The following is a 25,800-nucleotide window of genomic DNA, read 5'->3' on the forward strand; positions in this document are numbered from 1 at the left end:
GCGCTCACGGTACGGGAATGCCGGTCGTTTTCCGTGTCCGCGAATATCGGCGGACGAGAACAATTCTTTCCCACGTGGGTACGGAAAAGCGGGATCCCGTGGCTCCGTCCCATGGCTCCTTGCCGAGCGGGACCGTCCGCCCCGTCCACCGATGGCCGCGCTCGGCCATATGACGCGCCCACATAGCGGTGGCGTCGTTAGTGGTGTTCGCATCCATGGTCCGCCCCGGGTGGCCAACCCTAGCGTCTGCCCCACACCGGCGCTCGTCGGCGTATCCCAGGGGCAGGGGTCGGCATGACATCACCGCAGGTCATCTTGGCCACGCACGAGCTGGTGAAGGACTTCCAGGGCTTTCGCGCCGTCGACGGCGTCGGCCTGGAGGTGGTGGAGGGCACCGTGCACGCGCTGGTGGGCCCGAACGGCGCCGGGAAGACCACCCTGTTCAACCTGCTCACCGGGTTCCTCGCGCCGACGTCCGGACGGGTCACGCTCGGCGAACGCGACATCGGAGGGCGGCCGCCCGAGCACATCGCACAGCTGGGGGTGGCCCGTTCCTTCCAGGTCACCAGTCTTTTCGAGGGACTGACGGCGCGCGAGCACGTCGAGCTCGCGCTGCAGGCCGTCGTCGGCGGCGGCCACCGGTTCTGGCGGTCGGAGCGGCTGCTGCGGCGGTTCTCCGCGCGCGCCGCGGAACTGCTCGCCGAGGTCGGCCTGGCCGCGCTCGCCGAGCAGCCCGCGGGGAGCCTTCCGTACGGCAGGAAGCGCGCCCTGGAGCTGGCCCTGGCCCTGGCGCTCGACCCGAAGGTGCTGCTGCTGGACGAGCCGACCGCCGGGATGGGCCTGGAGGACGTCGACCGCACGGTCGCCCTCATCGACCGCGTCCGCGCCGGGCGCACCGTGGTCATGGTCGAGCACAACATGAGCGTCGTCGGTTCCCTCGCGGACACCGTGACCGTGCTCCAGCACGGCCAGGTGCTCGTCCAGGGCCCGTACGAGACCGTCCGCGGCGATCCGCGGGTCGTCGAGGCGTATCTGGGGGCCGACGTTGCTTGAGATACGGGACGTCAGCGCGCACTACGGCGAGGCCCGGGTGCTGGATTCGGTGAGCCTGCGGGTCGGGGCGGGCGAGGTGGTGACCCTCGTCGGCCGCAACGGGGCGGGGAAGACCACGCTGCTCAACTGCGTGATGGGCCTGCACCGCCGGATGTCGGGCACGGTCGTCGTCGGCGGGCAGGACGTCAGCGCGGCCCCGCCGCACCGGCGGGCCCGCGCGGGCCTCGGCTTCGTCCCGGACGACCGGGGCATCTACGCCGGCCTCACCGTCGAGGAGAACCTCACCCTGCCGCCGGTCCCCGCGGGCGCCGCCGCCGCATGGCCGCTGACCCGGGTCTACGACGCCTTCCCCGTCCTGGCCGCGCGCCGCCGCGCGCCCGGCGGGAAACTCTCCGGCGGCGAACAGCAGATGCTCGCCCTGGCCCGCGTGCTGCGCACCGGCGCACGGGTCCTGCTGTGCGACGAGCCGACCGAGGGTCTCGCGCCGATCGTCGTCCAGCGCATCGGCGAGATCCTGCGGGAGGCCAAGAGCCACGGCGTGGGCGTCCTGCTGGTGGAGCAGAACCTGCGCTTCGCCACGACCGTCGCCGACCGCCACTACCTGCTCGACCGCGGACGCGTCGTCGAGGCCCTGGCAAACGAGGACGTACGGGAGCGCGAGCACGAACTCCTGGAGTACCTCGGCCTGTGACGGCCCCGGCAGCACCGCACTTCACCGCTACCCACAGGAGGACGCAATGAGACGCACTTGGCCGGCCGCCACGGCCCTGGTCGCGGTGACCGCACTGCTCGCGGGATGCGGCGGCGGCGGACCGGGCTCGGGCGGAGGCAGGATCAGCGGCGGCAAGATCTCCCTCGGCGTGCTCACCGACCTGTCCGGTGTCTACGCCGACCTCGCCGGACCGCACGCGGTCGCCGCCGTGCAGATGGCCGTGGACGACTTCCAGCAGAAGTACGGCGACAAGGCCGTCGCCAAGAACATCGACGTGGTCTCCGCCGACCACCAGAACAAGCCGGAGATCGCCAACACGCAGGCGCGGGAGATGTACGACCGCAAGGGGGTCGACGCGATCTTCGACGTGCCCACCTCCTCGGCCGCGCTGGCGGTCGCCACGGTCGCCAAGCAGTCCAAGCGGCTGTACTTCAACGTCGGCGCCGCCACCACGGAGCTGTCCGGCAAGAGCTGCAACCCGTACACGTACGAATGGGCCTACGACAGCTACATGCTGGCGAACGGGACCGGCACCGAGGTGACCCGGCAGGGCGGCAAGGGCTGGTACCTGCTGTACCCGGACTACGCCTTCGGCCAGGACATGCAGGCCAAGTTCACCGCGGCGATCGCGGGCGCGGGCGGCAAGGTCGTCGGCAAGGACCCGACGCCCTTCCCCAGCGACAACTTCTCGACCTTCCTGCTCAAAGCCGCGTCCGCCAATCCCAAGCCGCAGGTGCTCGGCGCCCTCCAGGCGGGCGGGGACCTGGTCAACCTGGTCAAGCAGTACCAGCAGTTCAAGCTCCAGGACAAAGGCATCAAGCTCGCCGTGGGCCTGATGTTCGACTCGGACATCACCTCGATCGGGCAGCGGAACCTGGCCGGGACCATGTACACCTCGGCGTGGTTCTGGGGACTCGACGCCCAGTCGCAGTCCTGGGCGCAGCGCTTCAAGGCCAAGACCGGCGTCTACCCGACCTTCGACCAGGCCGCCAACTACTCCGCCGCCACCCACTATCTGGAGGCGGTGCAGAAGGCGGGCTCCGACAAGCCCGACGCCGTCTCCAAGGTGCTGGACGGCATGAAGTTCAGCGACTTCTTCGCCCGCAACGCGCAGATCCGCGCGGCCGACCACCGGGTCGTGCACGACGCCTACCTGGTCTCCGTCAAGGACCCGTCCGCCAGCAAGGAGAACGGGGACTACGACCAGCTCGTCAAGACCATCCCCGCCGCCCAGGCGTTCGAACAGCCCTCCTCCGACTGCCGGATGAGCTAGCTGAGCCAGCGGTCACCGCCGCTGACAGACAGGACGGGAACACCCATGACCTCCTTCCTCCAACAAGCCTTCAACGGCCTGGTCAGCGGCGGTTTCTACGCTCTGCTCGCCCTCGGTCTCGCGGTCATCTTCGGCATGCTGCGGGTGGTGAACTTCGCGCACGGCGCGCTCTACACCCTGGGAGCGTTCGGGGCGGTGACCCTGTCCGACAGCTTGGGGCTCGGCTTCTGGTGGGCCCTGCTGATCGTGCCCGTCGTAATGGCGGTCTGCGGCATCGTGCTCGAACGGCTCCTGATCCACCGCCTGGCGGGCCTCGATCCGCTCTACAACTTCCTGCTCACCTTCGGTATCGCGCTGGTCTGCCAGGACCTGCTGCGCTGGAAGTACGGCTCCCACTCGCGGCCTTACGCCGCCGCGCCCTTCAACGGCTCGGTCGATCTGGGCCTGTTCACCTATCCCGCCTACCAGGTGTTCGTGCTCGGCGCCTCGGCGGTGCTCTGCCTCACGGTGTGGGTGCTGCTCACCCGTACCCGGGTCGGGACCGTGGTCCGCGCCGCCACCGAACGGCCGGAGCTGACACAGGCGTTCGGCATCGACACCGGCAGGTGGGTGACTCCCGTCTTCGGCTTCGGGGTGGCCCTCGCCGCTCTCGCGGGGGTGCTCGCGGCCCCGATGCGGGCGGTCAACTCCGACATGGGATCCGATCTCATCATCACGGTCTTCGCCGTCGTCGTCATCGGCGGTCTCGGCTCGATCCCGGGGGCCGTGGCCGCCGGGTTCGTCATCGGGATGCTGCAGGCCCTCGCCAACCTCTACACCCCCGCACTGTCCCAGACCTCTGTCTACCTGCTGATGGCCGTCGTCCTGCTGGTCCGGCCGGCCGGACTCTTCGGCAAGGAGGAGCACGCGTGATCCGCACCCTTTCGGACCGGCTGCACGGGCGCCCCGCCTGGCTCCGCTGGGGACTGCTGGCCGCGGCGGTCGTCGTGGCCTTCGGCCTGCCCTGGTTCCTCTACCCGCCGGTGGCAGCCGACATCCTGTGCTGGGGCCTGTTCGCCGTCGCCTTCGACCTGCTGCTCGGCCACGCGGGCCTGCTCTCCTTCGGCCACGCCGCGTTCTGGGGCAGTTCGGCGTACGTCACCGGGCTGATCGCCCTGCACAGCGGGCTGCCGTTCTACGTCGCCGTCCTCGGCGGCGCGGCGGGCGCCGCGCTGCTGGCCCTGCCCATCGGCCTGCTGGCGGTACGGCGCAGCGGCATCTACTTCGCCATGGTCACGCTGGCGTTCGCGCAGATGGTGTACGCGCTGGCCAATCAGTGGTCCAGCGTCACGGGCGGCGAGAACGGCCTCCAGGGCATCCCGCGCGACCTGCCCGGTGTCGACCTCACCGACCCATTCTGGTGCTACTACGCCATCCTGCCCGCGGTCGCGCTGGGCCTGTTCGTCGCCTGGCGGATCGTCCACTCCCCCTTCGGCCGGGTCGTCGCCGCCGTGCGCGACAACCCCGCCCGCGCCCGCGCGCTCGGCTACCCGGCCGACCGCTACAAGGTCGTCGTCTTCACCGCGTCGGCCTTCCTGTCCGGTCTGGCGGGCGGCCTGTTCGCGATCAACCACGGCTTCGCCTCACTGCAGGAAGTGCACTGGACGACGTCGGGCGAGGTCGTGGTGATGACCGTGCTCGGCGGGATCGGCACCCTTTGGGGCTCACTCATCGGCGCCGCCGCCGTCGTACGCCTGGAGGACTGGCTCTCGACATCCGGTTTCGAGCAGGTGGGCGTGGTCACGGGAAGCGTCTTCATCGTCGTCGTCCTGCTGTTCCGCCGCGGCGTCTGGGGCAGCGTCGCCCATCTGGTCCGCCCCCGCCCCCCGGCCCCGTCCGAGCAGGAGGGCAGCCTGCCGGAGCACGACCGCGACGGCATGCCGCGGAGCGTCTCGCCGTAAGGCAGACCCCACGACGCCCGCAGAAGGCGCCCGCCGCGCGACCGTACCAGCGTCGTCGGCGGGCGCCCGTTTCTTTGTCCAGGCGTGACGAATCCTCCGTTCCTCCCGCCGACGGAACCTAGTGTCCGTGGCGACGCCCAGCACGACGAGCGAGGAACGAGGAGATCGCGGTGCGACGACCCCTCATGCAGTCCGTCTTCAACCGGCCTCAGGTCTCCAGCCGTGTCCTGGGGACCGCGCTCATGGTCGGAGCGCTGGTCGCCACACTCGCGGCGCTGCTGCTGCCCGTGCAGCTGTTCGGCGCGAGCACCCCCGCCGCGGCCGCCGGACCCAAGTGGGACAACGACGGCGGCGGGACGGTGAACACCCCCTCCGGTCCGCTCTCCGCACTCGACCGGGACTTCGTCCGCAAGGTGCGGCTGGCCGGCATGTGGGAGCAGCCCGCGGGACGGATGGCGGTGGAACGCGGCACCACCACCGCGGTCCGGACCGCGGGCATGCACCTCATCCACGGTCACGCGGAACTGAATCAGCTGGACATCGCGGACGCCCGTCAGCTGGGCATCACGCTGCCCACGACCCCCACCGTGCAGCAGCAGGGCTGGCTGCACCAGATCCAGGGCGCGCACGGCGCGCAGTTCGACCGGACCTTCGCGCAGTTGGTGCGTTTCGCGCACGGCAAGGTCTTCGCCCTCATCGCGGCGGTACGCGACCGGACCGAGAACTCCGTGGTCCGGGCGCTCGCCACCCGCGCGAACGCCGTGGTGCTCGACCACATCACGGTCGTGGAGAACACCGGGCTGGTCGACTTCCACGCTCTGCCCACGACGAAATGAAGTGATCCCATGATGCGCACCCCCCACAAACGCTCGAGGTCCAGGACCAGGGCGGTGGTGGCCGCCGCAGCTCTGCTGATCGGCGGCGGCGGAACGGCGATCGTCGCCGCGAACGCCCACGCCGGTACCGACCAGCAGTCGGCCGGCGGCAGCAACAACGCGGCCTGGACGACCACGATGACGGTCTCCTGTCCGGACGTCGGCGACAACCTGCGGAACGTCCCGTCCCAGGCGCAGCTCCAGGTCTCGCGCGGCCTCTCCCAGCTGGACGCCCAGGTCATGGCGGCCTACGGCAGCCTGAACTCCGGTACGGCCATGGACATGAGCACAAGCATGAACATGAACAACATGGACATGAGCGGCTCGGGCTCCAGCACCGGCTCTGACACCGGAACCGACACCAGCACCAGCACCGACACGGCAACCGACCCGGCAACCGACCCGGGCGCGGCCACCGGGGACAGCTCGTCCACCGCGCCGGATTCCCCGACGTCCGGCACCGACACGCCGAGCAGCACCGACTCCCCTGGTTCCACCGCCAGTTCGTGGGCGATCCTCAGCAACCTGCAGCAGCAGCGCCAGAACACGATCGGCCAGATGGTGAACGCCATCGGCCAGTACACCGCGCCGCCGACCGATCTGACCGCCATGAGCGCCTGCCACATGCAGCCGGTGCGCACCCAGACACCGGCCGGGGGCTCCTCCGAGCAGCAGACGGTGGACAGCAGTCTCGGCAGCCAGGGCCAGAACCAGGCCGGCGGACCGGTCGCCGCCGACTTCGCCGACATCAGGACCGGCCAGCGGGTGTCCACACCCCGCCCGGGCCCGAACGCCTCGACGGGCACCTTCACCTCGCGCTGCGGAACCAATGCCGACGGCTCCCACCAGAACCCCGACAACGTCATCGTCACCCCCGGTGTGAGCAACGGCGCCCACCACATGCACGACTACGTGGGCAACAAGACGACCGACGCCAACTCCACCAACGACAGCCTCGCCGCGTCCGACACCACCTGCACCAACGGCGACCAGTCCACGTACTACTGGCCCGTGGTGCGCGTCCTGGACGGCAAGCAGGCCCCGGACGCCAACGCACCCGGCGGCGGGCAGGACATGAACAAGGGCACCATCCTGGAGCCCCAGTCAGCGACGATACGGTTCCGTGGCAACGCGGCGTCGAAGGTGACGTCGATGCCGCGGTTCCTGCGCATCATCACCGGTGACGCCAAGGCCCTGACCAACGGCCCGGCCAACGCCAACGCCTCCTGGAGCTGCACCGGATTCGAGAACCGGCAGCTCAAGGACAAGTACCCGATCTGCCCCCGGGGCTCCGACGTGGTGCGCACGTTCTCCTTCGCGAACTGCTGGGACGGCCAGAACATCGACAGCGCCAACCACCGCACCCACGTGGTCTTCGCCCAGAAGAACGGCTCCTGCCCGGCTGGTTTCAGGGCCATCCCCCAGCTGACCGAACGCCTCACGTACGCCGTGCCCTCCGGCACCCCGTTCGCGGTGGACAGCTTCCCCGAGCAGTTGCACAAGCCGGTCACGGATCACGCCGACTTCATCAACGTGATGACCGACAGCCTGATGTCGCGGGCCGTGCGCTGCATCAACAGCGGCCGCGCCTGCCGCTGACCCCCCGGACCCCGACCCGGGGGTGTGCCCCTCCCCTACCGCCCTGACACCCCTGCGCCGGGAACGCGGCGGCCCCGTAACGGCTTCCGGGGCCGCCGCTTCGCACTGCCGCAAGCACTGCCGCAAGCACCGCCGCGTCCAGCTCTCAGGCCCGTACCCCGTGGTACGGGCCTGAGGTTCGTTCCGGGCGAGGACCTCGGAGGCCAGCCGCCTGAGGCCAGGCGCCTGAGGCCGGGACGTCCGTGGGCCACGCGTTCGTGGATCACGCGTCCGTGGGCCACGCCACCGCGGGGAACCCGCCACTCGCACACCACGGCCGCCAGGGACGGCGCCTGCCACTCCGGCCGCCCTTCCGTCCCCGGGCACGCCAAAGGGCCGCGCCCCGGGCCCATGACCGTAGCCATGCACACGGGGCGCAGCCCATCGTCCCGGCCGTCCGCCGGGGACGTCTCACAACCCGTTGACGCGTGCCTCCTTGGCTATGCCGAGAGGACGCACCGGCGATGCCGCGCCGAGCGCCCTGGCCCGTGCGCGGGCCCGTGGTCGCAGACCCCTCGCCTGTGTCAGCAACCGGCGGCAGCGCAGGGCGAGTTCCAGCTCGAAGCGGGTGCGCGGCTCGCGCAGCGCCGGGCCGAAGAGCTTCTCGATCTGCCGCAGCCGGTAACGCACCGTCTGGGGATGGACTTTGAGCGTGCGGGCGGCCTCCGGGGCGCCGCCGCTCTCCAGCCAGACGAGCAACGTCGCTTCCAGGCGCTCGCTCTGCCGGGGCGTCAGTTCCTCCAGCGGGCGCAGCCAGCGCGCCGCGAGAGCACGTGCCAACGACTCGTCCTGCAGCAGGAGCATGTCGGAGAGGTGGTCGTCGACGAACACGGCTCGTTCCACCTGGGGTCCGCTCGGCGCGCCCGGGCCGCCGCGTACCGGCACCAGTCCCAGCAGCCGGCGGGCCCAGCGCAGTGAGGAAGCCGATTCGCCGAGGGGTACGGCGTGGCCCACGACGGCGGCGCGGCCGCGCAGGATGGCTTCGAGCGCGGGCCGCGCCTGTGGTCCCACTTCCGGGATGAGCAGGCAGATGTCACCTCCGATCGCGCTCAGCAGGCAGTGGCCGAGGGCGGCGGCCAGTTGGGGCGCTTCGTTGGGGGTGGCCAGGACGACAGCACGGATGCGGTCGGGCAGCGGCCAGCCCGCGTCGCGGGAGAGTTCGGCCAGTCCGATCTCCGAGACGGGACGGTCCCCGGTGAGCGCGTCGAACAACGCTTGCCGTGCACGCGCACTCGGCATGGGGGTTACCACGGGTAGGGGCTTTGGTTTACGCTCATGCGGAGTGGTGTCCCGGTAACCGAGCGCCAACAACAGGCCATGCTCCACGGCCATTTCCGCCTCACTTCTCCCGATGCGCTCCACCACCTCCGAGAATGCCGGGAGAGTACGCAGGAGTTCCTCGACCACCAGGTCGGCGATCGCCGGCAGCAGCTCTTCCCTGAGCATGCGCGTCCACTCCGCACGTGGACGTGACCAGATCTGGTTCAGGATGTCGCACATCTTCTACCTCCGAACTCCTGTCTCTGACAGGGGGGTCGAGAGAGGCTCGGGGCGCGCTCGCTACGACTGAGTCGACATCATCGACAGCCATACGCCGCCGTGGGGATACCAGTGCGGGAATTTGTCACAGCACGATAAACCTCTCGAAGGGCATGCGGAGTTCATTCATGCTGCTGGGCAACCGACCGCCCGGTATGAGTGTGTCGTAGGTCACCAAAAGTGACCCCTTGTTCCCCGCCGGCGAATTGCGCCGATGTGAGGGATTTCCGCATTTCGATTGATGGCGGGTGCCGCGCCGCGCCTTGCGCCGGCCGCCCGTCCGGGAGGCTCGAATGCCCGTGTCACACACGCAGTTGCCCGGTCCCGGCCAGCGCCGGCAGCACCAGCCGCTCGACCCGTACGCCCGGTTCCAGCCCCGTGGCCGACCACGGGCGGGACACGCCCGGCAGCGCGGACCGGCGCTCAGTATCGCGGAGGAGCGTGCGCGGATCCGGCCCGCGCTCCCCGCGTCGCTGCTGCTGTTCCTCGCCGTCGCCGCCAACGCCGGTGTCGTGGACCAGTTCTGGTCCTTCCTCGACTACGGGTCAGGTGTGCTCGCGCTGGTCAGCCTCACCTGTACGGTGCTGTGGGGCCTGGCCGCCACGGACCGGATCCTGCTGCGCTCACCCCACCGGCTGGTCGCCCAGGCCGTGCACCGCGGGCTCGCCGTGGCGGGGCTCTGCTTCCTCGCCCTGCACATCTGGGTGAAGGTGACCGAGGGACACACCACCGCGACAGCCGCGGCCGTGCCGTTCACCGACTTCAACCACCCGTACCTCATCGGCCTTGGCACCCTGTCGGGCTATCTGTTCGTGTCGGTGGCCGTGACCGGAGCGGTACGCAGCGCCTTCACCGGCGTCCGGCGTTCCCGCTGGTGGCGGGCGCTGCACATGGGCGCGTACCCGGCCTGGGGCGGCGCCCTGATCCACGGCCTGCACTCGGGCCGGCCGGTCGTCAACGGCTGGGTCACCGCCGGGTACGCGCTGTGCGTGGCCGGTGTCGCCGGGGCGCTGGCGCTGCGGCTGCGCGGAGCGCGCGGGAGCAAGTCATGACCGATGTGGTGATACGCGGCTGGCCGGTGCTGCCGCACGGGGACACGGCCACGCTGCCCGCCGTGCCCGTCGCGCCCGCTCCCGTCGTGGTCCCCGGCCGGGACCGCCCCGCACGCCTGCTGCCCACCCGCTCGATGCCCACCGGGCCCGTTCCGACCCTGGCCACCGTCGGTCCCCCGCGGCTGCTGGCGGGCCTGGACGAACGGCACTGGATGGACCGCGTGTCGCATCTGGCCGAGCACGGCAGCCTGCCGTCGATGCCGGTCGGCGAGCTGATCGAGCTGGCGGAGAACATCGACCTGCGCGGCCGGGGCGGAGCCGGGTTCCCCTTCGCCCGCAAGCTCAAGGCGGTCGCCGACTCCCTGACCCGTACCGGAGGCGGCGGAGCTGTCGTCGTCAACGGCAGTGAGGGCGAGCCGAGTTGCCTCAAGGACACCGCGCTGCTGCTCTACACGCCGCACATGGTGATCGACGGAGCCGTGCTCGCCGCCACCGCGCTCGGCGCCCGCTCGGTCACCATCGGGGTGACCCACCCCGACGTCGAACGCTCGGTACGGCGGGCGATCGGCGAACGCGGCCCGAGCGGACCGCTGGTGCGCGTCGTGCTGCTGCCCGAGCGTTTCGTCACCGGCGAGGGCACCGCACTGACCCGCGGGCTGGACGGTGGGCCCGCACTGCCCTCCGGGCGCCGGGTACGCTCCAGCGAGAGCGGCCTGGGCGGTCTGCCGACCCTGCTGTCCAACACCGAGACATTCGCCCAACTCGCCCTGGCCGCACGGCTCGGCGCCCTCGGCTACCGCGAGAGCGGCCTGCCCACCGAGCCCGGCACCGCGCTGCTGACCGTCGCCGGATCCCGCGTCGTGGAGACCCCCACCGGCGTCCCCCTGGCGTACGTGCTCCAGCTGTGCGGCACCGACCCGGGCCAGGGAGTGCTGGTCGGCGGCTACCACGGCACCTGGCTGTCCGCCCGGGACGCCTACTCCGTGACGGTCTCGGCCACCTCACTGGCGGGCCACCACGCGGTGCTCGGCGCCGGTGCGGTGCTGCCGCTTCTGCACGCCACCTGCCCGGCCGGTGAGACACTGCGGGTGCTGCGCTGGATGGCCGGCGAGTCCGCGGGGCAGTGCGGCCCCTGCGTACTGGGCCTGCCGTCGCTGGCCGGGCGGCTGGCCGAGGTCCTGGACGGCGGCGGCCAGCGGGCCCTGGACGCCCTGCGCACCGGTATGAAGGCCGTCGAGCGGCGCGGCGCGTGCAGCCACCCTGACGGCACGTCGCGCTTCGTGGCCTCGGCGCTGGCCGCGTTTCCCGAGGAGTTCACCGCGCACGCCTTCGGGTACGGCTGCGGCCGTCCCACGCTCGGGTGCCTGCCGGTGCCGGCCGAGTCTCCCCAGCGCCCGCAGGACCCCGGCCGTGGCATCAGGGCTCCGTCGGCCCAGGCACCCGCCGAGCAGTTGCTGGTGGACTGGACGCTGTGCCGCGGGCACGGCCTCTGCGCCGACCTGCTGCCCGGTCTGCTGCGCCTCGGTGAGGACGGCTACCCCGAACGGGCCGCCATGCCCGTACCCGCCCGGATGCGGCAGCGGGCGCTGCGAGCGGTACGCCGCTGCCCCGCGCTCGCCCTGCGCGTCACCGCGAACGGCTAGCCGCCAACTCGCTTCCTGCCGCCCCGCCATACGGCCCCCGCACGTGAACAGACCGTTTTTTGGCGGTAGATGACAAGTTTCCGCGCCCGCTGAGCAAGCCCCGCGCGGCACTCGTAACCCCCCTCGACGGCGGACACCGCCGCCCCCCACCAGAGGAGAGACCATGGACAAGCGACGCTCCACCGCCCTCGCCGGCGCGGCCCTCACCGTGATGGCACTGACCGCCGCGTGCTCCGGCGCCGCCAACGGATACGGCAAGAGCGACAACGCCCAGAACGCCGCGAACGGCTACTCCATCGGATCGAGCAACGGCCCCGGCTCCGGGTACAGCGGCGGCGACAGCAGCGACAACGGCGGCACCACCAACGTCGTGTCCGCCAAGACGCTCGCCGTCCACCAGGCGGCCGGGATCGGCAACGTGGTGACCGACAGCAGGGGCTTCACGCTCTACCGGTTCGACAAGGACACCGCGAAGCCCCCGGCCTCGAACTGCAACGACGCCTGCGCCACCGCCTGGCCGCCCGTACCCGCCGACGACGCCGCCGCGGCCGCCGGCATCAACGCCGCCGACCTCGGCTCGGTGACCCGCGCCGACGGCACCACCCAACTCACCCTCGCCGGCTGGCCCGTCTACCGCTACGCCAAGGACACCAAGGCGGGCGACACCAAGGGCCAGGGCGTGGGCGGCACGTGGAACGCCATCGCGCCCGACGGGAAGAAGGCGATCGACGAGAAGGCCGCCGCACCCGCGCCCACCGGCGCGCCGGTGTCCGTCGTCAACAACCCCGACCTGGGCAAGATCCTCGTGGACGGCAAGTGGCGCACCCTCTACCGGTTCAACAAGGACAGCGCCTGGCCGATGAAGTTCGGCTGCGTCGGCGCCTGCCTGGACACCTGGAAGCCCGCCAAGCCCGTCGACAAGACCAAGGTCAAGGGCATCGACCCGATTCACATCGGCACCGTGACCCGCCCCGACGGCACCAAGCAGCTGGCCATCAAGTGCTGGCCCGTCTACTGGTTCACGGGTGACACCAAGCCCGGCGACATCAACGGCCAGGGCAAGATGGGCCTGTGGTTCGCGGTGAACGACCAGGCCGCCAAGGTCACCAAGCTCGTGCCGAGCAGCTCCTCCGCCGACTCGTCCGGTTCCTCCAGCTCGTCCGGCTCGTCCGGCTCGTCCGGCTCGTCCGACGGATACGGCACGTCCGGCGGCTACGGCTACTGACCGAGCGCCCCGAGGAGCTCCTCGGGGGTCTCGACCTGGGGAAGGTGGCCGGTGCGCGGCAGGACGGTGAAGACGGACTGCGCAATCGCGTCGGCGAAGGCCCTGCCGTACTCGACGTCCACGATGCCGTCGCTCTCGCCCCAGACGACGTGGACCGGGAGGCGCAGTTCGCCCAGGCGCTTCGCGAGTGACGGGTCGGACATCGTCGGTCCGGTGTACGCCAGGAGTGCCCGCACATCCGGGCCCGGACCGGCGCCGGCACCCGCGGGCGGCTGCGGGGCCTTGCTCGGGTCGTGGAAGGAGAGCTGCCGCAGCTCGGGCGGCGTGAGCCCGCGCACGTCAGTGATGGCGTGGCCGTCGACCTGCAGGCCGACCGCGTCGACGAGGACGGCGCCACTCACCCGCGGGCTGCCGAGCAGGGCGATCTCGGCGGCGAGCCAGCCCCCGAAGGAGTTGCCGATCAAGGTGACGTCGGACAGGTCGAGCTCGTCGAGCAGTGCCACGTAGGCGGCGGCAAGGTCGCGGGTCGAGGTCAGCCGCTCGGGCCGCGGGGTTCCCGCGAACCCGGGATGGGTCGGGAGCAGTACCCGGCAGTGGCCGCGCTCGGCGAGCAGGGCGGCGAAGGCGGACATGGTCGCGGGACCGCCGCCGCCGTGCAGCAGAAGGAAGGGACGGGTGCGGTCGCGGTCCTCGACCGTGAAGGGGGCCGGGGCGGTCTCGACGACGGTGGTCCGCGGCGGCCGGAGCGTTGCGGAAGGAAGGGAGGTCATACAAGGAACCTTAGATCAGGGTCCTTAGTTTGTGCAAGGTTCCTGATACAAGGAACCTGATATATCCTGTGAGGATGAAGGAGTCGATGCAGGACGTAGGGCTGGCCGTGAAGCGCCTTCAGTGGCAGCACCACCGCGAGTTCAACAAGCGGCTCGGCACGCTCGGGCTCTCGCTGGTCCAGTGGGACGTGCTGCGCCATCTGCGGCGCGAGCCGGACGCGTCGCTGCACGCCCTGGCCGTGCTCACCTTCCAGACCGACCAGTCGATGGGCGAGCTGGCGAAGCGCATGGTGGACCGCGGCCTGATCGCACGAGTCGACGGGCCGGGCCGCGCGGTACGCCACGGCCTCACCGCCGAGGGCGAGCAGGCGTACGCGGACGGCGCGGAACTGGTCGAGGGCGTGCTCGACTCGACGCTGGGGCGGCTGACCGCACAGGAACGCACCACCCTCTACGAGTTGCTCGTGAGGGCGACCGGCGACACGTACCCGGCGTAGACGTCCCGGGACGTAGCTGAGGCTGTGACAGGTCTATGACGTCGCCGGTGCGGCCGTGTGACGCGATCACCCGTCTTCATGGGCGGATCCGCAACCCCGGGTCGCCTACCCATCCTCAGCTTTCCGCAGGAGTCTTTGATGCGTATCGGTTTCGTCCACGTCGCCGCCCTGGGCCTTTCGGCGGCCGCCGCCCTGACCCTGACCGCTTGCGACGGAAAGGCCGGCGCGAGCGGGACCCCGAGCGCGACGACCAGCAGCACGGCCGCTCCCACGGCTTCGGCTTCCGCGTCGGCCTCGGCGGACACCGGTGCGAAGAGCACCGGCGGCGGCACCACCACCGGTGGCAGCGGCAGTGACGCCAAGGGGACGCAGAGCAGTTCGGGCACGACGGGCAGCGCCGGTGCGTCCCACACCTGCCTGACCGCCCACCTCGGCTTCGGCTACGGCCCGGACAGCGGCGCGCAGTCCGTGGGCTCCCCCGGCGCCGTCGTCATCAAGCTCACCAACAAGGGCACCTCCACCTGCGTCATGGACGGTTTCCCCGGCGTCGACCTGCACACCAACTACGGTGTCATCTCGGTCCCGCGCACCAAGCGGGCCCACCACCAGGTCACGCTCAAGCCGGGCGCCAGCACCCTGTTCGACCTCAACTACATGCCCAACTCCTCGGGCGGCACCGGCGTCAAGGTCTCCACGATGGTGATCACGCCCCCGAACGAGACCCACTCCCACTCCATGCCGTGGGAGTACCAGACCCTCCCGGTCACCAATGGCACCGGCAAGGCCGCCGCCTACCCCAACGTCGACCCGATCGGCTACAACGGCTGACCCCACCGCGATCCGGTCGGTCCCCGGGCGCCAGGTCGTCAGGCACCCGGGGTGCACGCGGACGGGCAGGCCGAGCACCCCCGCCGCAGGCCCCCGGCAGGGGACCCCGTACCACCGGCACGCGCTGCCGCACGCCCAGAGCGCTCGGCCAAATGGTGGATACCGTGTCAATTCCCTTGGTTACGGCATCACTCGGATGGGTTAATTCACTTGTCTGCATCAACGGGCGACGATCCATCAAGTCCCCGCGGACAAGTCTCGCTCCCCGGGCCCGCGCGCATCCCGTCCGGACGGGCCTCTCCGCACATCCTCAACTGCCGGCGGTCCGACGCGTGTCGGCACGGGCCGGTTCGGGACGGGCGTGGATCGCAGCGCCCAGTCGCTACTCGGAGAAGACCTTCCGAGTAAGGAGGAATCCCATGCCCATCAGTCCGAACCAAGGCCCCACCAGCGGCGGGACGACCGTCACGATCACCGGCGTGAACCTGGCGGCTGCCAGTGCCGTCCACTTCGGATCCCGTACGGCCACGATCACCGCGAACACGCCCACCTCGGTCACCGTCATCGACCCCGCGGGCTCCGGTGTCGTCGACGTCAACGTGACGACCGCGGGAGGGACGAGCAACTCGCTGTCCTTCTTCTACATCAGCCCGCCGATCGCGGTGTCCCTCAGCCCGGACTCCGGTCCGACCGCGGGCGGCAACACCGTCACCGTCAACGGTTACGGCCTCTCCACGGCCACCGATGTCTCCTTCGGCTCCAACAGCGCGACCCCGACAGTCGTCTCGGACAGCCGGCTGGACGTGGTGGTTCCGGCCGGCTCCGCCGGCGGCAGCGTCGAGGTCACCGTCACCACCGCCGGGGGCACGACCTCTCCGCTCGCCTACTCCTACGTCGACGCACCGACGGCCGCCTCGGTCACGCCCAGTTCGGGGCCGTCGAGCGGCGGCACCTCGGTGACCATCACCGGGACCGGCCTGGCGTCCACCACCGCCGTCACCTTCGGCGGCACCCCCGCGTCCTTCGCGGTGCTGAACAGCACCACGGTGGTCGCCGTCACGCCGTCCGGCAGCGCGGGTGCCGTCGACGTCGTCGTGACCACCGGCGGCGGTAGCGCCACGGTCGTCGACGGCTTCACCTACGTGTCCGGTCCCGGCATCTGACGGCACCTCGGGACGTACGTCCGCGCACCGCTCCGGCCCACCGGCACCGTGCCGAGCGGAAGCGGTGCGCGCTCGCGCGGCCCCGACCGCTACCCCAGCTCGCGGCCCAGCCGGGCCGACCCCCATCTCTTGGAGTCACCGTGGCCCCTCCCACCCTCACCTCGGTCGTACCCAACACGGGTCCGGCGGCGGGCACCAACCCCGTGACCCTGAACGGCACCCAGTTCACCGGCGCCACCGCGGTCACCTTCGGATCCGCGGCCGCCCTGTCGTACACGGTCACCTCACCGTCGGCGATCACCGCGACGGTCCCGCCCGGCACCGGGACGGTCAACGTCACCGTGCGCACACCGGCCGGGCTCAGCAACACGGTCTCCTACACCTACGCGCCGACGCCGACCCTCAGTTCGATCGCACCGAGCCAGGGCCCGACCGCCGGCGGGACCACCGTGGTCCTCACCGGCACGGGCCTGACGGGGACCACCGCCGTCACCTTCGGCAGCACCCCCGCGACCTCCTTCACCGTCAACTCCGCCACCCAGATCACCGCCGTCACCCCCGCGGGCACCGGCGCGGTGCCCGTCACCGCGACCACGGTGGGCGGCACCTCGGGAGCGGTGTTCTTCTACTACCTCAACGCGCCCTCGCTGGCGTCCGTCGCGCCCTCCCAGGGCCCGGCGTCCGGCGGGACCACCGTGGTCCTCACCGGCTCCGGCCTCACGGGGACCACCGCCGTCACCTTCGGCAGCACCCCCGCGACCTCCTTCACCGTCAACTCCGCCACCCAGATCACCGCGGTCTCCCCCGCGGGCACCGGCGCGGTGCCCGTCACCGTCACCGGTCCCGGCGGCACCAGCAACACCGTCATCTACACCTATCTGTCGGCCCCCGCCCTCACCGCGCTCTCCCCCGCCCAGGGGCCGACGGACGCGGGCGCCAGTGTGACCCTGACCGGCACCGCCCTCACCACCACCCACGCCGTCCACTTCGGCGCGGCCCCCGCGGCCTTCACGGTGGTGTCCGACACGACCGTGGTCGCGATCGCCCCCGCGGGCCCGGCGGGCTCCGTACCGGTGACCGCCACGACATCGGGCGGCACCAGCAACTCGCTGAGCTACCTTCGGGTCGCGGCTCCCGCCATCTAGGGCGGGCTTCCGGCTCACTCGGTTTCCTGGCCCCGAGCCCCCACCCACGCGTGATAGGCCGTCACGGCGGTGGGCAGGGTGGGAAAGATGTGCTCGGGGCCCACCGACTCGCCGAGGCCGAAGGCGTCCAGGTCCTCGCGGAGATCCTGCTTGACGCGGGCGAGGGCGAACACGATGCCGCGGCCCACGAGTTCCTGCCGCACGGACTCCACCGCGTCCAGCGCGGTGATGTCGACCTCGACGTTGGCCTCCATGTTGAGCACGAACCAGGCCACGGGACCGTCGTGCTCGTCGACCGCGGCGAGCGCCCGGCGCCGGAAGTCCTCGGCGTTGGCGAAGAACAGCGGTGAGTCGTAGCGGTAGACCACCAGCCCTTGGATCAGGCGGGCCTGCGGGTAGTCGTCGACGTCGTGCATGCCCGCCATCCCCGGCACCACTCCCTCGATGGCGTCGTGCGGCCGCGCCACCCGGGCCAGCATCTCGACGACGGACAGCCCCACGGCCACCAGAACGCCGTACAGGATGTCCAGGGCCAGGACGCCGACGAGGCAGCCGAGCGCGAGCAGCAGTTCCCGGCGGCGGAAGGCGGCGAGCCGCCGGAAACCGGCCAGGTCCACCAGCCGAAGCGCGGCGTAGACGACGATCGCCCCCAGCACGGCCGCCGGGACGTGCCCGAGCACCGGGCCGAGGAACAGCAGCACCGCCAGCACGAGCACGAAGGAGACGAGGGAGTACGCCTGGGTGTGGCTGCCCGCCGAGTCTCCCAGCGCGGTGCGGCTGGCACTGCTGCTCACGGGGAAGCCCCGCAGCAGCCCGGCTCCCACGTTCGACGCGCCCAGTGCCAGCAGTTCCTGGTTGGGGTCGACCCGGGGACCGCCGGCCGAGGCGAACGCCCGCGCGGTGAGCACGACATCGGTGTAGCCGACGAGCAGGACGCCCACCGAGGGCAGCAGCAGGCGCGCGAGATCCCCCGAGTGCGGCAGCACCGGCCGCGGCAGCCCGGAGGGGACGGACCCGATGACCGCGATGCCGTGCTCGTCCAGACCGAAGGCCGCGACGGCGGCCGTGGCCAGTACGACCACCAGCAGCGGCCCCGGCAGCTTGGGGAGGAACCGCTGCACCGCGAGGAGGAAGACGAGCGCGCACGAGGAGAGGGCCACGGTTCCCGGCTGGATCCCGCCGAGCCCCCGCAGGAAGGAGAACAACTGCGGGAAGAACTCACGCCCGGTCACGGTCACTCCGGTGAGCCTCGGCAACTGGTCGACCATCATGATCAGCGCCACGCCCGTCATGTAGCCGACCAGCACCGGCCGCGACAGCAGATCCGCGACGAAACCCAGCCGCACCGCCCAGGCGACCACGCTCAGCAGGCCGACCGTGATCGCGAGTGCCGCGGCCAGTGCGGCGTAGCGCCCGGCGTCACCGCCGGCGAGCGGACCCACGGCCGTGGCGGTCATCAGCGCGGTCGTGGACTCCGGCCCGATCGACAACTGCCGGGACGAGCCGAGGACCGCGTAGAGCACCAGGGGCGGCAGGATCGCCCACAGCCCCGTGACCGGCGGAAGTCCGGCCAGCCCCGCGTAGGCCATCACCTGCGGGACGAGATACGCCGCGACCGTCACCCCGGCGAGCAGATCACCCCGCAGCCAGTCCCGGCGGTACCTCGCCAGGACCGCGACGCCGGGCAGCAGCCGCTCCCCGGCGGCCACGACCCGCCGACCCGTGCTCGGCCCGGGTTTCCGCATACGGGCACGCCGCCTTTCTCCGTGATCCCCGCGAGGGCAGTCTCAGCATGGCCCGCGCACGCCGCTCCCGCGCCGTCCGCGCACGGCAGGGGAAGCGGTCAGCCCGTGGGGCGGTCCCGCTTCGGCAGTTTGCCCACGATCGCCTCGTAGGACTCGTCGACCGCCGCCAGCAGCTCGTCGTCGGGGATCGCCGCGTCGATACGCAGGCTGTTCCAGCCGTAGCGGCCGATGTAGGCGCTCGCGGAGGCGTCGTCCGGGTACCGGGCCAGCCACTCGTCCGCCGCGTCGCGGTCGGCCCCGCACTTGAGCCCGATGGTGCGGGACGGTTCGGACCCGAGGAAGGCGAAGATCTTGGCGCCGACCTTGGCCACGGCGTCGCCCTCCCACGGCTCGTCCTGCCAGGCTCCCGGCTTGGACAGGCAGTACGCCCGTACATCCGCCCACTCCACGCTGACCACCTCCAGACAGCGAACCCTACGTGCCGGGTGGCGCCTGGACACGGCGACACCCGGGCCGGGCACCGTCCCCCGAATGGCCGCAGTGGCATGGCAGCGCCCGGCGGGCCCGCCTTCACTGTCACTGTCGGGCCGGCGGGACAGCCTCACGGCTGCCGCGCACCGCCCCTCGCGCCATGTCGCTGTTCGTTCCCGGGGAGACAGGGCAGAGTGCCAATGGTCACCGGCGATCCCAGTTCACCGCAGGAGGGGCACGACGAGCCCTCGGGCATACCCGGGGGCGGCCACGGCCCCCCGGCGGGTGTGGCGCGAAAACGCGCGACTCGCGCCTTCCGATGGAGCGCCGCCGCCCTCGGTGTCGGGGCCGCCGCGGCCGCGCTGACCACCGCGGCGCTGGAGGTCCGCCCCGGGCGCGACCCCGGACACCGTCATGTGTCGCCGACGACCCGGGTGCCCGCGAGTACCGCGGTGGACGACACCTCCTTCGCCCCCGGTGCGTGTGCGGCGTTCACACCCACGTCGGGCGACCGGCACCGCACCGTGTTCCTCGACGCCGGGCACGGAGGCCCCGATCCCGGCGGTCAGGGCAGGACCACCTCGGGCCGGCGGATCGAGGAGAAGACCGAGACGCTGGCCACCGTGCTCGACACCACCCAGCTCCTGCGGGCCGACGGCTACCGGGTGGTGGTCTCCCGCACCCGCGACAGCGCCGTCGCCCGGCTGTCGGGCGGCGACCTGTCGGGCAGCGTGATGTCGCCCAGCGGCGATCACAAGGACCTGCTCGCCAGGGCGCGGTGCGCGAATCTGGCCGGCGCCGCCGCGCTGGTGTCGGTCCACTTCAACCTGGACGGCCATGTGAGCACCGGTGGCGCCATCACCCTCTTCGACGCCGACCGGTCGTTCTCGGCCCGCAGCCGCACTCTCGCCGGGCTGCTGCAGCATGCCATCGTCGCGGCGCTGGCGACCCACGGGTGGGACGTGTCCGACCGCGGCGCCACCAGCAACAGCACCGGCGGCAGCACGCTGACCGTACAGGCCGCCGCGTACGGCCACCTGCTCGTCCTCGGGCCGGGCAAGGCGGGCTACAACGACCAGCCCTCCGTCATGCCCGGCGCGCTGGTCGAACCGCTCTTCATCAGCAATCCCACCGAGGGTTCCATCGCCGACAGCCCCGCCGGCCAGCACGCGATCGCCACCGGAATCGCGGACGCGCTCAACACCTTCCTCAGCGCGCCCTGAGCCGGGTGGCGCGGTCAGTGCCCGCTGCCCGCCGCCCGGCCCGGAACCGAGGGGTTCACCAGCCCGGTCAGGGCGGAGAAGGGCACGGTCACCAGATCGGGCCAGCCGCAGTCCTGATTGCCGGGGGCGACCATGAAGGCGATGCCCGTGCGGGCGACGCCGAAGGACAGCTCGCTGTACGGGGACGGCTTGGCCAGGACGTTGGTCCGTACGAAGGCGTCGGTCAGTGCCGGGCAGCCGAACGAGGTCAGGTGGCGGCCCGACGGGGAGCCGTTGAGCGCATCGGCGATCCGGCGGGCGCCCGCCGGGGTCGCGGCGGCCGGGGTGAGCAGGTCGCCCGGCGCCTGGTCGGTGTCGGTCGCGGTGTCGATGACGACGGTCCGGCCGCCCCCGCCGCCGAAGTCGTCACCGCCGGCGAACCCGTAGGTGACGGTCAGCAGGGAGCCCGCCGTGAGCACGGTCGTCCCCTCGTCGAAGGAGTTCGCGGGTGTGGCGACGGGCGCGGCGGGGGCTACCGGTCCGCCCGCGGCCAGGGCCTGCCAGTCCAGGATCGGGCGGCGCAGCTGCGTCTGGAGACCGCGCAGCGTCGCCGGATCGGCGGCACCGGACAGCACCGGATCCTGGACATGCCCCACGTAGGTGCGGCCCGGCGCGCCGGTGGTCGTGAAGTAGTCGTCGGTCTTGTTCAGCCGTACGGTCAGCGGCCCGCCGCGGGCCGCGGTCGTCGCGCCTGGTGAACGGGTTGGTGCGGCCGCGGCCTTGGGGTGCGACGTACGGGTCAGCGCCATGACGAGGGCCGCCACCAGTGCGACGGTCACGACCGCCGCGACCGCGGCCACCCCCGCGGCCCGGCGGCCGCGCAGCGCCGACCGCACCCCGGCCGCGCGGCTGTGGCCGGCCACCCGGGCGGCGGCGTCCCCGGTGGCGAGTCCCGCGCTCGCCGCCACGAACAATGGGCCGCTGCCCGTACCGGCACCGGCGGGCGGGCCGGAGGACGGCGGGGCCGCACCGCCGACCGCCTGCCGGATGTGGTCGAGCACCCGCTCGCGCAACTCGGTGTCCTGCACGATCGGAAAGAACACCGGGCTGTACGGCCCTGCGAGGAAACGCCGTTGGACGCCGCAGACCCCGCATTCGTCACAGATCTTGCAGGTGCCGAAGTGCCGGACGATGCGTTCGCGCAGTTCGGTGGTGAAGTTCTGCTGGGTCACCGCCGTGACGCCTGCCGCGTCGAGGATCCGGGCCAGCTCCGGGCAGTACGGGCGGCCCTCCTGGGCCAGGACGAGCGCGTGGAAGCCGTCGGCGAGCAGGCCCAGGAGCGCGGTGGCCTCGTTGCTCGCGGTGGAGGCGGCCATGCCCATCCGTTCGGCGATCTCCCGGCCGCGCAGCCCTTCCTGGACCCGTAACCGGTAGACCTGCCGCTGGTGTGCGGTCAGCGAGGCCACCACGATCTCCAGCAGCCGCTCGACGTGGGCGCGGCGCGCCGCGGTGCCGGACCGGGACTCGTCGTCGTCGGCGAACGCGTCGAAGCCGTCGTCGGAGCCGGTGACCGCCATCCCGCCGGGCCGCTTGTCCCGCCAGTACGCCAGTACCCGGCGCTTGGCGAACTCCGCGAGCCAGGCACCCAGTTTCTCGGGGTTCGCAGGTCCTCGGCCGCGCAGCAGGCTCGCGACCGCGTCCTCGAACACCTTCTGCGCGATGTCCGCGCCGTCCTGTGCGTCCTGCCCGAGCAGCCGTGCGCACTGCCGCAGCACCGGCCGGTAGTGCCGGGAGGCGATCGCCTCCAGCGCTCCCGCCCCCTGCGGCCCCGTGCCGTCGCCGAGGACCACCGCCACCAAGTCGGCATCGCCCAACTCGGCGTTCTCCCACGGCGCCTGCCGCGTCCCGCTGTCCGTCATCGCGTCCCTCGAATCCACCGAAAAAGTTCGCCCCGCCCATGGGAAAAACCGGCCGCCCCCGACCCGGCCCTCCGTATCGCCCGATCACAGCGACGGAGGAACCATGAAAGGACCGGGTATTCCCACCCACGGCGGGCAGGCAGCGCCCCCCGCTTCCGCGACCGACGGCCCCGGCCGGCACCGGCGACTCGGCCAGTCCTGGCACCGCTTGACCCCGCACACCCCGGCGATGGCCGCCGCATGGCCCGTACTCGCCCTCGGACACGCAGTCACCGGTGGCACGGCCATCGCCGTGGCTCTGGCCGCCGTGGCCGGGCACGTCCTGGCCACCGCGGCGCGGGCCGCCGTACGCGAGTGGTTCTGGTGGCGGGCCCGCGGCCAAGGCGCCCGCGACTTCCGCCAGTTGCTGCGGCTCACCGGCTCGGCGCAGGAAGCCGACCACCTCGCACAGCGGTTGGCCGCCCGCCACCAGGCCGTCGTCGATGCCTATGTCCGGGCGCACAGCGCCACCGGCGTGCCCCGCCCGCCACGCCGCTCGTCCCCTCGACCCGATGATGTCCCCCGCCGGTCCCGCTGACTCGTGATCGTCCCGGCGCCGCCCACCTGCCCACGGGGGCCGCGCCGGGACGGCACCGAGCCTAGGCGCGACACGTCGCCCCGGAAGGGGACAACGCACGACCTGATACCTCTCGTCCACGGCGACGCGGCCGATGGCGTACGACACCCTGCGCGCGGCCGTAGACACACCCCGTCACCACGTCGCCGTGCGGGAGCCCGCCGGCTGATACCGCGGCGGATACCGGCGCGGCGACCGGTGCGGATACCGGTGCGGATTCACCGGGCGGGGAGGTAAGTGTGGGGGGGCGCCGCTGCGTATAGGGGGTGTGAAGCAGTTGGAGTTCAAGGAGTTCTACGGAGCCAGCCGGGACGCCTGCCTGCGGGCGGTCCTGGCGAGTGTGGGCGATCGGCAGCTCGCCGAGGATCTGGTCGCCGAGGCGTTCACCCGGGCCTGGGTGTCCTGGCCGAAGGTCAGCCGGCACCCGGCGCCGCGCGCGTGGATCGTGCGCACGGCGCTGAACACCCGGGTGTCGTGGTGGAGGCGCAAGCGCAGGGAGGTCGCGCTGGAGGACGGCGCGCCCGACGTGCCGGCTCCGCGCGAAGCCGACCCCGGCCTGGACCCCGGTCTGCTCGCTTGCTTGCGTCAACTGCCGCAGCGGCAGCGGGAAGTGATCGCGCTACGGGTCTTCCTCGACCTCGACACCAAGGCCACGGCCAAGGCGCTGGGGATCGCGGAGGGCACCGTCACCGCCCACTTGTCGCGGGCCGTGTCGGCGTTGCGCGGGCAACTCGTCACCGTCGATGACGGCACCCCCAACGACCAGGAGGTCGGACCATGAACGAGCACGAGGTGCTCAACGCGCTGAGGGACTCCCTCGACGACATCACCATGTCCACGCCGGTGGAGCGGATCGAGGCGGCGGGCCGCAGCCGCCGCAACCGTCGGCGCCTGGTCGGCACCGCCGGGGTCGCGGCCGCCGCGGCGCTCGCGATCGGCGTGCCCGCGCTGATCAACCCCGCGACGGCGCCACCGTCGGCCTCGGCCGACGACAGCACCGGCGCGGGCTCGGTGCACGTCCGCACCGTCGCGTACACCGTGGACACCAAGAAGAACGGCACCGTCGTCGTCACCTGGGACAAGGCCGCGTACTTCAGCGACCACGCGGGGCTGGAGAACGCGCTGCGCAGGGCCGGGTTCCCGGTCCTGATCAAGGAGGGCGTCTTCTGCAAGGGCCCGCACGACGACGGGAAGCTCACGCCCAGCGGTTCCGGGCCCGGGGTCACCGAGGTGATGAAGGGCGAGCGGGCCGACGACGGCAAGGTCACGTTCACGTTCGACCCGGCCGCCATGCCCGCGGGGAAGCAGCTCTTCATCGGCTACCTCAACCCCGCCCAACTGGCCTCGGTCCACATGAACCCCGGCTCGGTGGAGCGGATCGTCCCGGCGCACGGTCCGCTGACCTGCACTACCACCCCGCCGCCCGAGCACCACTACAACTGACCCCACGGGCCAGGGGGGCGGCGCGTGGCCCGGCCGTACGGGATCCGTACGGCCGGGCCACGCTCGTCGCCGTCAGCACGCCGCTCCCGCGCGCTCTCCGCGACACTGGGACGGTGGACGCGCACACCGAGACCTCCGGCGGGAAACCGTCCCGGCCACCACTGCCGCCCCGACCCGTTCTCCCCGACATGGCCGCGGCGCACGCGCGCGGGCCGGCCGCCGCCGTCGAGGCCCATTGGCAGTCCGTACGGCTCGCCTGGCTGTGGCGGCAGGCCGTCCACGAGATCCGCCGGCCCGGCCGTGCCTATCCGCCCGTCGTCGCGCTGCTGGACGCCGCCGCCGCTCAGCCGCGGCTGCGGCGGCTGTACCCGTTCACCAGCCACTTCGCCCTGCTCTTCAGCAGCAGCACCAGCTATCCCTGGGCCGTGCAAGGCGGTTCGATCGAACCCATGGACAACGGCCGGTTCACCGTCCGCCGACGCGATCCCTCCGCTGTGATCGGCGAAGTCGGCACCGCGGAGGAGGCGGTGGCCCTGGTGCTCGCCCTCCTGCCCGCCGGTCATGAGCCCGTCATCACGGCCTCCGCGGACGAGCGCGGGTGACGGCTTGGGCAAGAGTCGGATCCCTTTTGTCGACCGTTCGGAAAAGACGTTGGATCACCGGACGCATCCCGCCCTACGGTGGCGTCATGAGCGATCACCCCGAAGCACCTGTCGCGCCCATCGAGGCCTTCGAACCCCCCTACTACGTCGCCGTGTTCGCCACGGTCCGGACCCAGGAGCAGGGCGGCTACCGCGAGACCAACGCCCGCATGGAGGAACTGGTGAAGGACATCCCCGGCTACCTGGGGATGGACCACGCGCAGACCCCCGGCGGGCTGGGTATCACCGTCGGCTACTTCCGCGACGCCGACGCCCTCACCCAGTGGCGCACCGACGCCGAGCACCGCGCGGCGCAGCAGCGCGGGCGGGCCGAGTGGTACGAGAGCTACACACTGCACGTGGCGAAGGTGGAGCGCAGCCACGGCTTCACGCGGGCGTAGGTCCTCCCG

General features: G+C 71.9%; 25 protein-coding genes. 20 read left to right on the forward strand and 5 right to left on the reverse strand.

What is annotated here, in order from left to right; translation table 11 throughout:
- Positions 1–294 precede the first annotated feature (294 nt).
- The 7 genes from AB0M29_RS04730 (at position 295) to AB0M29_RS04760 (ending at position 7,452) form a co-directional block, all read left to right on the forward strand.
- Complete coding sequence (locus AB0M29_RS04730; RefSeq protein WP_365378898.1) at positions 295–1,053, forward strand: ABC transporter ATP-binding protein; 759 nt, start codon at positions 295–297, stop codon at positions 1,051–1,053.
- Positions 1,046–1,744, forward strand: coding sequence for an ABC transporter ATP-binding protein (locus AB0M29_RS04735; RefSeq protein ID WP_365378901.1), 699 nt, complete (start codon positions 1,046–1,048; stop codon positions 1,742–1,744). Before AB0M29_RS04730 ends, AB0M29_RS04735 begins: the two co-directional genes overlap by 8 nt.
- Positions 1,745–1,790: 46 nt before the next feature.
- Positions 1,791–3,038 (forward strand): ABC transporter substrate-binding protein, encoded by a 1,248-nt coding sequence (locus tag AB0M29_RS04740; RefSeq protein WP_365378904.1) that lies wholly within the window; start codon positions 1,791–1,793, stop codon positions 3,036–3,038.
- A gap of 45 nt (positions 3,039–3,083) precedes the next feature.
- Entirely contained in the window at positions 3,084–3,950 is an 867-nt protein-coding gene (locus tag AB0M29_RS04745; RefSeq protein WP_365378907.1) for a branched-chain amino acid ABC transporter permease, read from the forward strand.
- Positions 3,947–4,978, forward strand: coding sequence for a branched-chain amino acid ABC transporter permease (locus AB0M29_RS04750; protein WP_365378909.1), 1,032 nt, complete (start codon positions 3,947–3,949; stop codon positions 4,976–4,978). The genes AB0M29_RS04745 and AB0M29_RS04750 overlap by 4 nt, the downstream gene beginning before the upstream one ends.
- Positions 4,979–5,148: 170 nt before the next feature.
- Positions 5,149–5,814 carry a DUF4142 domain-containing protein gene (locus AB0M29_RS04755; RefSeq protein WP_365378912.1) on the forward strand — a complete coding sequence of 222 codons (666 nt, stop codon included), beginning with the start codon at positions 5,149–5,151 and terminating at the stop codon, positions 5,812–5,814.
- Positions 5,815–5,871: 57 nt separating this feature from the next.
- Positions 5,872–7,452 (forward strand): DUF1996 domain-containing protein, encoded by a 1,581-nt coding sequence (locus AB0M29_RS04760; protein ID WP_365378914.1) that lies wholly within the window; start codon positions 5,872–5,874, stop codon positions 7,450–7,452.
- 450 nt (positions 7,453–7,902) lie between these two features.
- Here AB0M29_RS04760 and AB0M29_RS04765 read toward each other — a convergent pair whose 3' ends face one another.
- Positions 7,903–8,991, reverse strand: coding sequence for a helix-turn-helix domain-containing protein (locus AB0M29_RS04765; protein WP_365378916.1), 1,089 nt, complete (start codon positions 8,989–8,991; stop codon positions 7,903–7,905).
- Positions 8,992–9,323: 332 nt separating this feature from the next.
- Between AB0M29_RS04765 and AB0M29_RS04770 the strand changes: the two genes are divergently transcribed.
- The 3 genes from AB0M29_RS04770 to AB0M29_RS04780 all read left to right on the forward strand — a co-directional run bounded on the left by AB0M29_RS04770 (position 9,324) and on the right by AB0M29_RS04780 (position 12,950).
- Positions 9,324–10,082 carry a hypothetical protein gene (locus AB0M29_RS04770; protein ID WP_365378919.1) on the forward strand — a complete coding sequence of 253 codons (759 nt, stop codon included), beginning with the start codon at positions 9,324–9,326 and terminating at the stop codon, positions 10,080–10,082.
- Positions 10,079–11,725 carry an NADH-ubiquinone oxidoreductase-F iron-sulfur binding region domain-containing protein gene (locus AB0M29_RS04775; RefSeq protein WP_365378921.1) on the forward strand — a complete coding sequence of 549 codons (1,647 nt, stop codon included), beginning with the start codon at positions 10,079–10,081 and terminating at the stop codon, positions 11,723–11,725. The genes AB0M29_RS04770 and AB0M29_RS04775 overlap by 4 nt, the downstream gene beginning before the upstream one ends.
- Positions 11,726–11,888: 163 nt before the next feature.
- Positions 11,889–12,950 (forward strand): SCO0930 family lipoprotein, encoded by a 1,062-nt coding sequence (locus tag AB0M29_RS04780; RefSeq protein WP_365378924.1) that lies wholly within the window; start codon positions 11,889–11,891, stop codon positions 12,948–12,950.
- On the opposite strand, the gene AB0M29_RS04785 is transcribed toward AB0M29_RS04780, so the two are convergent.
- Positions 12,944–13,720 carry an alpha/beta hydrolase gene (locus tag AB0M29_RS04785; RefSeq protein ID WP_365378927.1) on the reverse strand — a complete coding sequence of 259 codons (777 nt, stop codon included), beginning with the start codon at positions 13,718–13,720 and terminating at the stop codon, positions 12,944–12,946. The genes AB0M29_RS04780 and AB0M29_RS04785 overlap by 7 nt on opposite strands.
- Before the next feature lie 74 nt (positions 13,721–13,794).
- On the opposite strand from AB0M29_RS04785, the gene AB0M29_RS04790 reads away from it, so the two are divergent.
- The 4 genes from AB0M29_RS04790 to AB0M29_RS04805 all read left to right on the forward strand — a co-directional run bounded on the left by AB0M29_RS04790 (position 13,795) and on the right by AB0M29_RS04805 (position 17,353).
- Positions 13,795–14,217 carry a MarR family transcriptional regulator gene (locus AB0M29_RS04790; protein ID WP_365378929.1) on the forward strand — a complete coding sequence of 141 codons (423 nt, stop codon included), beginning with the start codon at positions 13,795–13,797 and terminating at the stop codon, positions 14,215–14,217.
- Between the two features lie 138 nt (positions 14,218–14,355).
- The gene (locus AB0M29_RS04795) at positions 14,356–15,045 is read left to right on the forward strand and encodes a DUF4232 domain-containing protein (protein ID WP_365378932.1); all 690 of its coding nucleotides are present in this window, start codon (positions 14,356–14,358) and stop codon (positions 15,043–15,045) included.
- A gap of 419 nt (positions 15,046–15,464) precedes the next feature.
- The gene (locus AB0M29_RS04800; protein WP_365378935.1) at positions 15,465–16,208 is read left to right on the forward strand and encodes an IPT/TIG domain-containing protein; all 744 of its coding nucleotides are present in this window, start codon (positions 15,465–15,467) and stop codon (positions 16,206–16,208) included.
- A gap of 140 nt (positions 16,209–16,348) precedes the next feature.
- Positions 16,349–17,353, forward strand: coding sequence for an IPT/TIG domain-containing protein (locus AB0M29_RS04805; RefSeq protein WP_365378937.1), 1,005 nt, complete (start codon positions 16,349–16,351; stop codon positions 17,351–17,353).
- 14 nt (positions 17,354–17,367) lie between these two features.
- On the opposite strand, the gene sulP is transcribed toward AB0M29_RS04805, so the two are convergent.
- Together sulP and AB0M29_RS04815 are read right to left on the reverse strand one after the other, a co-directional pair.
- Positions 17,368–19,098 (reverse strand): sulfate permease, encoded by a 1,731-nt coding sequence (sulP, locus tag AB0M29_RS04810; RefSeq protein WP_365378940.1) that lies wholly within the window; start codon positions 19,096–19,098, stop codon positions 17,368–17,370.
- 98 nt (positions 19,099–19,196) lie between these two features.
- Positions 19,197–19,547 carry an MmcQ/YjbR family DNA-binding protein gene (locus tag AB0M29_RS04815; protein WP_365378942.1) on the reverse strand — a complete coding sequence of 117 codons (351 nt, stop codon included), beginning with the start codon at positions 19,545–19,547 and terminating at the stop codon, positions 19,197–19,199.
- Positions 19,548–19,769: 222 nt separating this feature from the next.
- Between AB0M29_RS04815 and AB0M29_RS04820 the strand changes: the two genes are divergently transcribed.
- Entirely contained in the window at positions 19,770–20,792 is a 1,023-nt protein-coding gene (locus AB0M29_RS04820; protein ID WP_365379420.1) for an N-acetylmuramoyl-L-alanine amidase, read from the forward strand.
- 14 nt (positions 20,793–20,806) lie between these two features.
- Here the strand turns inward: AB0M29_RS04820 and AB0M29_RS04825 are convergent, their stop codons facing one another.
- Positions 20,807–22,690 (reverse strand): sigma-70 family RNA polymerase sigma factor, encoded by a 1,884-nt coding sequence (locus tag AB0M29_RS04825; RefSeq protein WP_365378944.1) that lies wholly within the window; start codon positions 22,688–22,690, stop codon positions 20,807–20,809.
- Positions 22,691–22,793: 103 nt separating this feature from the next.
- On the opposite strand from AB0M29_RS04825, the gene AB0M29_RS04830 reads away from it, so the two are divergent.
- The 5 genes from AB0M29_RS04830 to AB0M29_RS04850 all read left to right on the forward strand — a co-directional run bounded on the left by AB0M29_RS04830 (position 22,794) and on the right by AB0M29_RS04850 (position 25,791).
- Positions 22,794–23,267, forward strand: coding sequence for a hypothetical protein (locus tag AB0M29_RS04830; RefSeq protein WP_365378947.1), 474 nt, complete (start codon positions 22,794–22,796; stop codon positions 23,265–23,267).
- Positions 23,268–23,574: 307 nt separating this feature from the next.
- Positions 23,575–24,087 (forward strand): SigE family RNA polymerase sigma factor, encoded by a 513-nt coding sequence (locus AB0M29_RS04835; protein WP_365378949.1) that lies wholly within the window; start codon positions 23,575–23,577, stop codon positions 24,085–24,087.
- Positions 24,084–24,749, forward strand: coding sequence for a hypothetical protein (locus AB0M29_RS04840; RefSeq protein WP_365378952.1), 666 nt, complete (start codon positions 24,084–24,086; stop codon positions 24,747–24,749). Before AB0M29_RS04835 ends, AB0M29_RS04840 begins: the two co-directional genes overlap by 4 nt.
- 113 nt (positions 24,750–24,862) lie before the next feature.
- Positions 24,863–25,351, forward strand: a complete 489-nt coding sequence (locus tag AB0M29_RS04845; RefSeq protein ID WP_365378955.1) for a DUF6193 family natural product biosynthesis protein — start codon at positions 24,863–24,865, stop codon at positions 25,349–25,351.
- Between the two features lie 86 nt (positions 25,352–25,437).
- A complete protein-coding gene (locus AB0M29_RS04850) occupies positions 25,438–25,791 on the forward strand; it encodes an antibiotic biosynthesis monooxygenase (RefSeq protein WP_365378958.1) in 354 nt (117 codons plus the stop codon).
- Positions 25,792–25,800 lie beyond the last annotated feature (9 nt).

Origin of the sequence: Streptomyces sp. NPDC051976 (assembly GCF_040680795.1) — a bacterium.
In the GTDB taxonomy this organism is placed as follows: Bacteria; Actinomycetota; Actinomycetes; order Streptomycetales; family Streptomycetaceae; genus Actinacidiphila.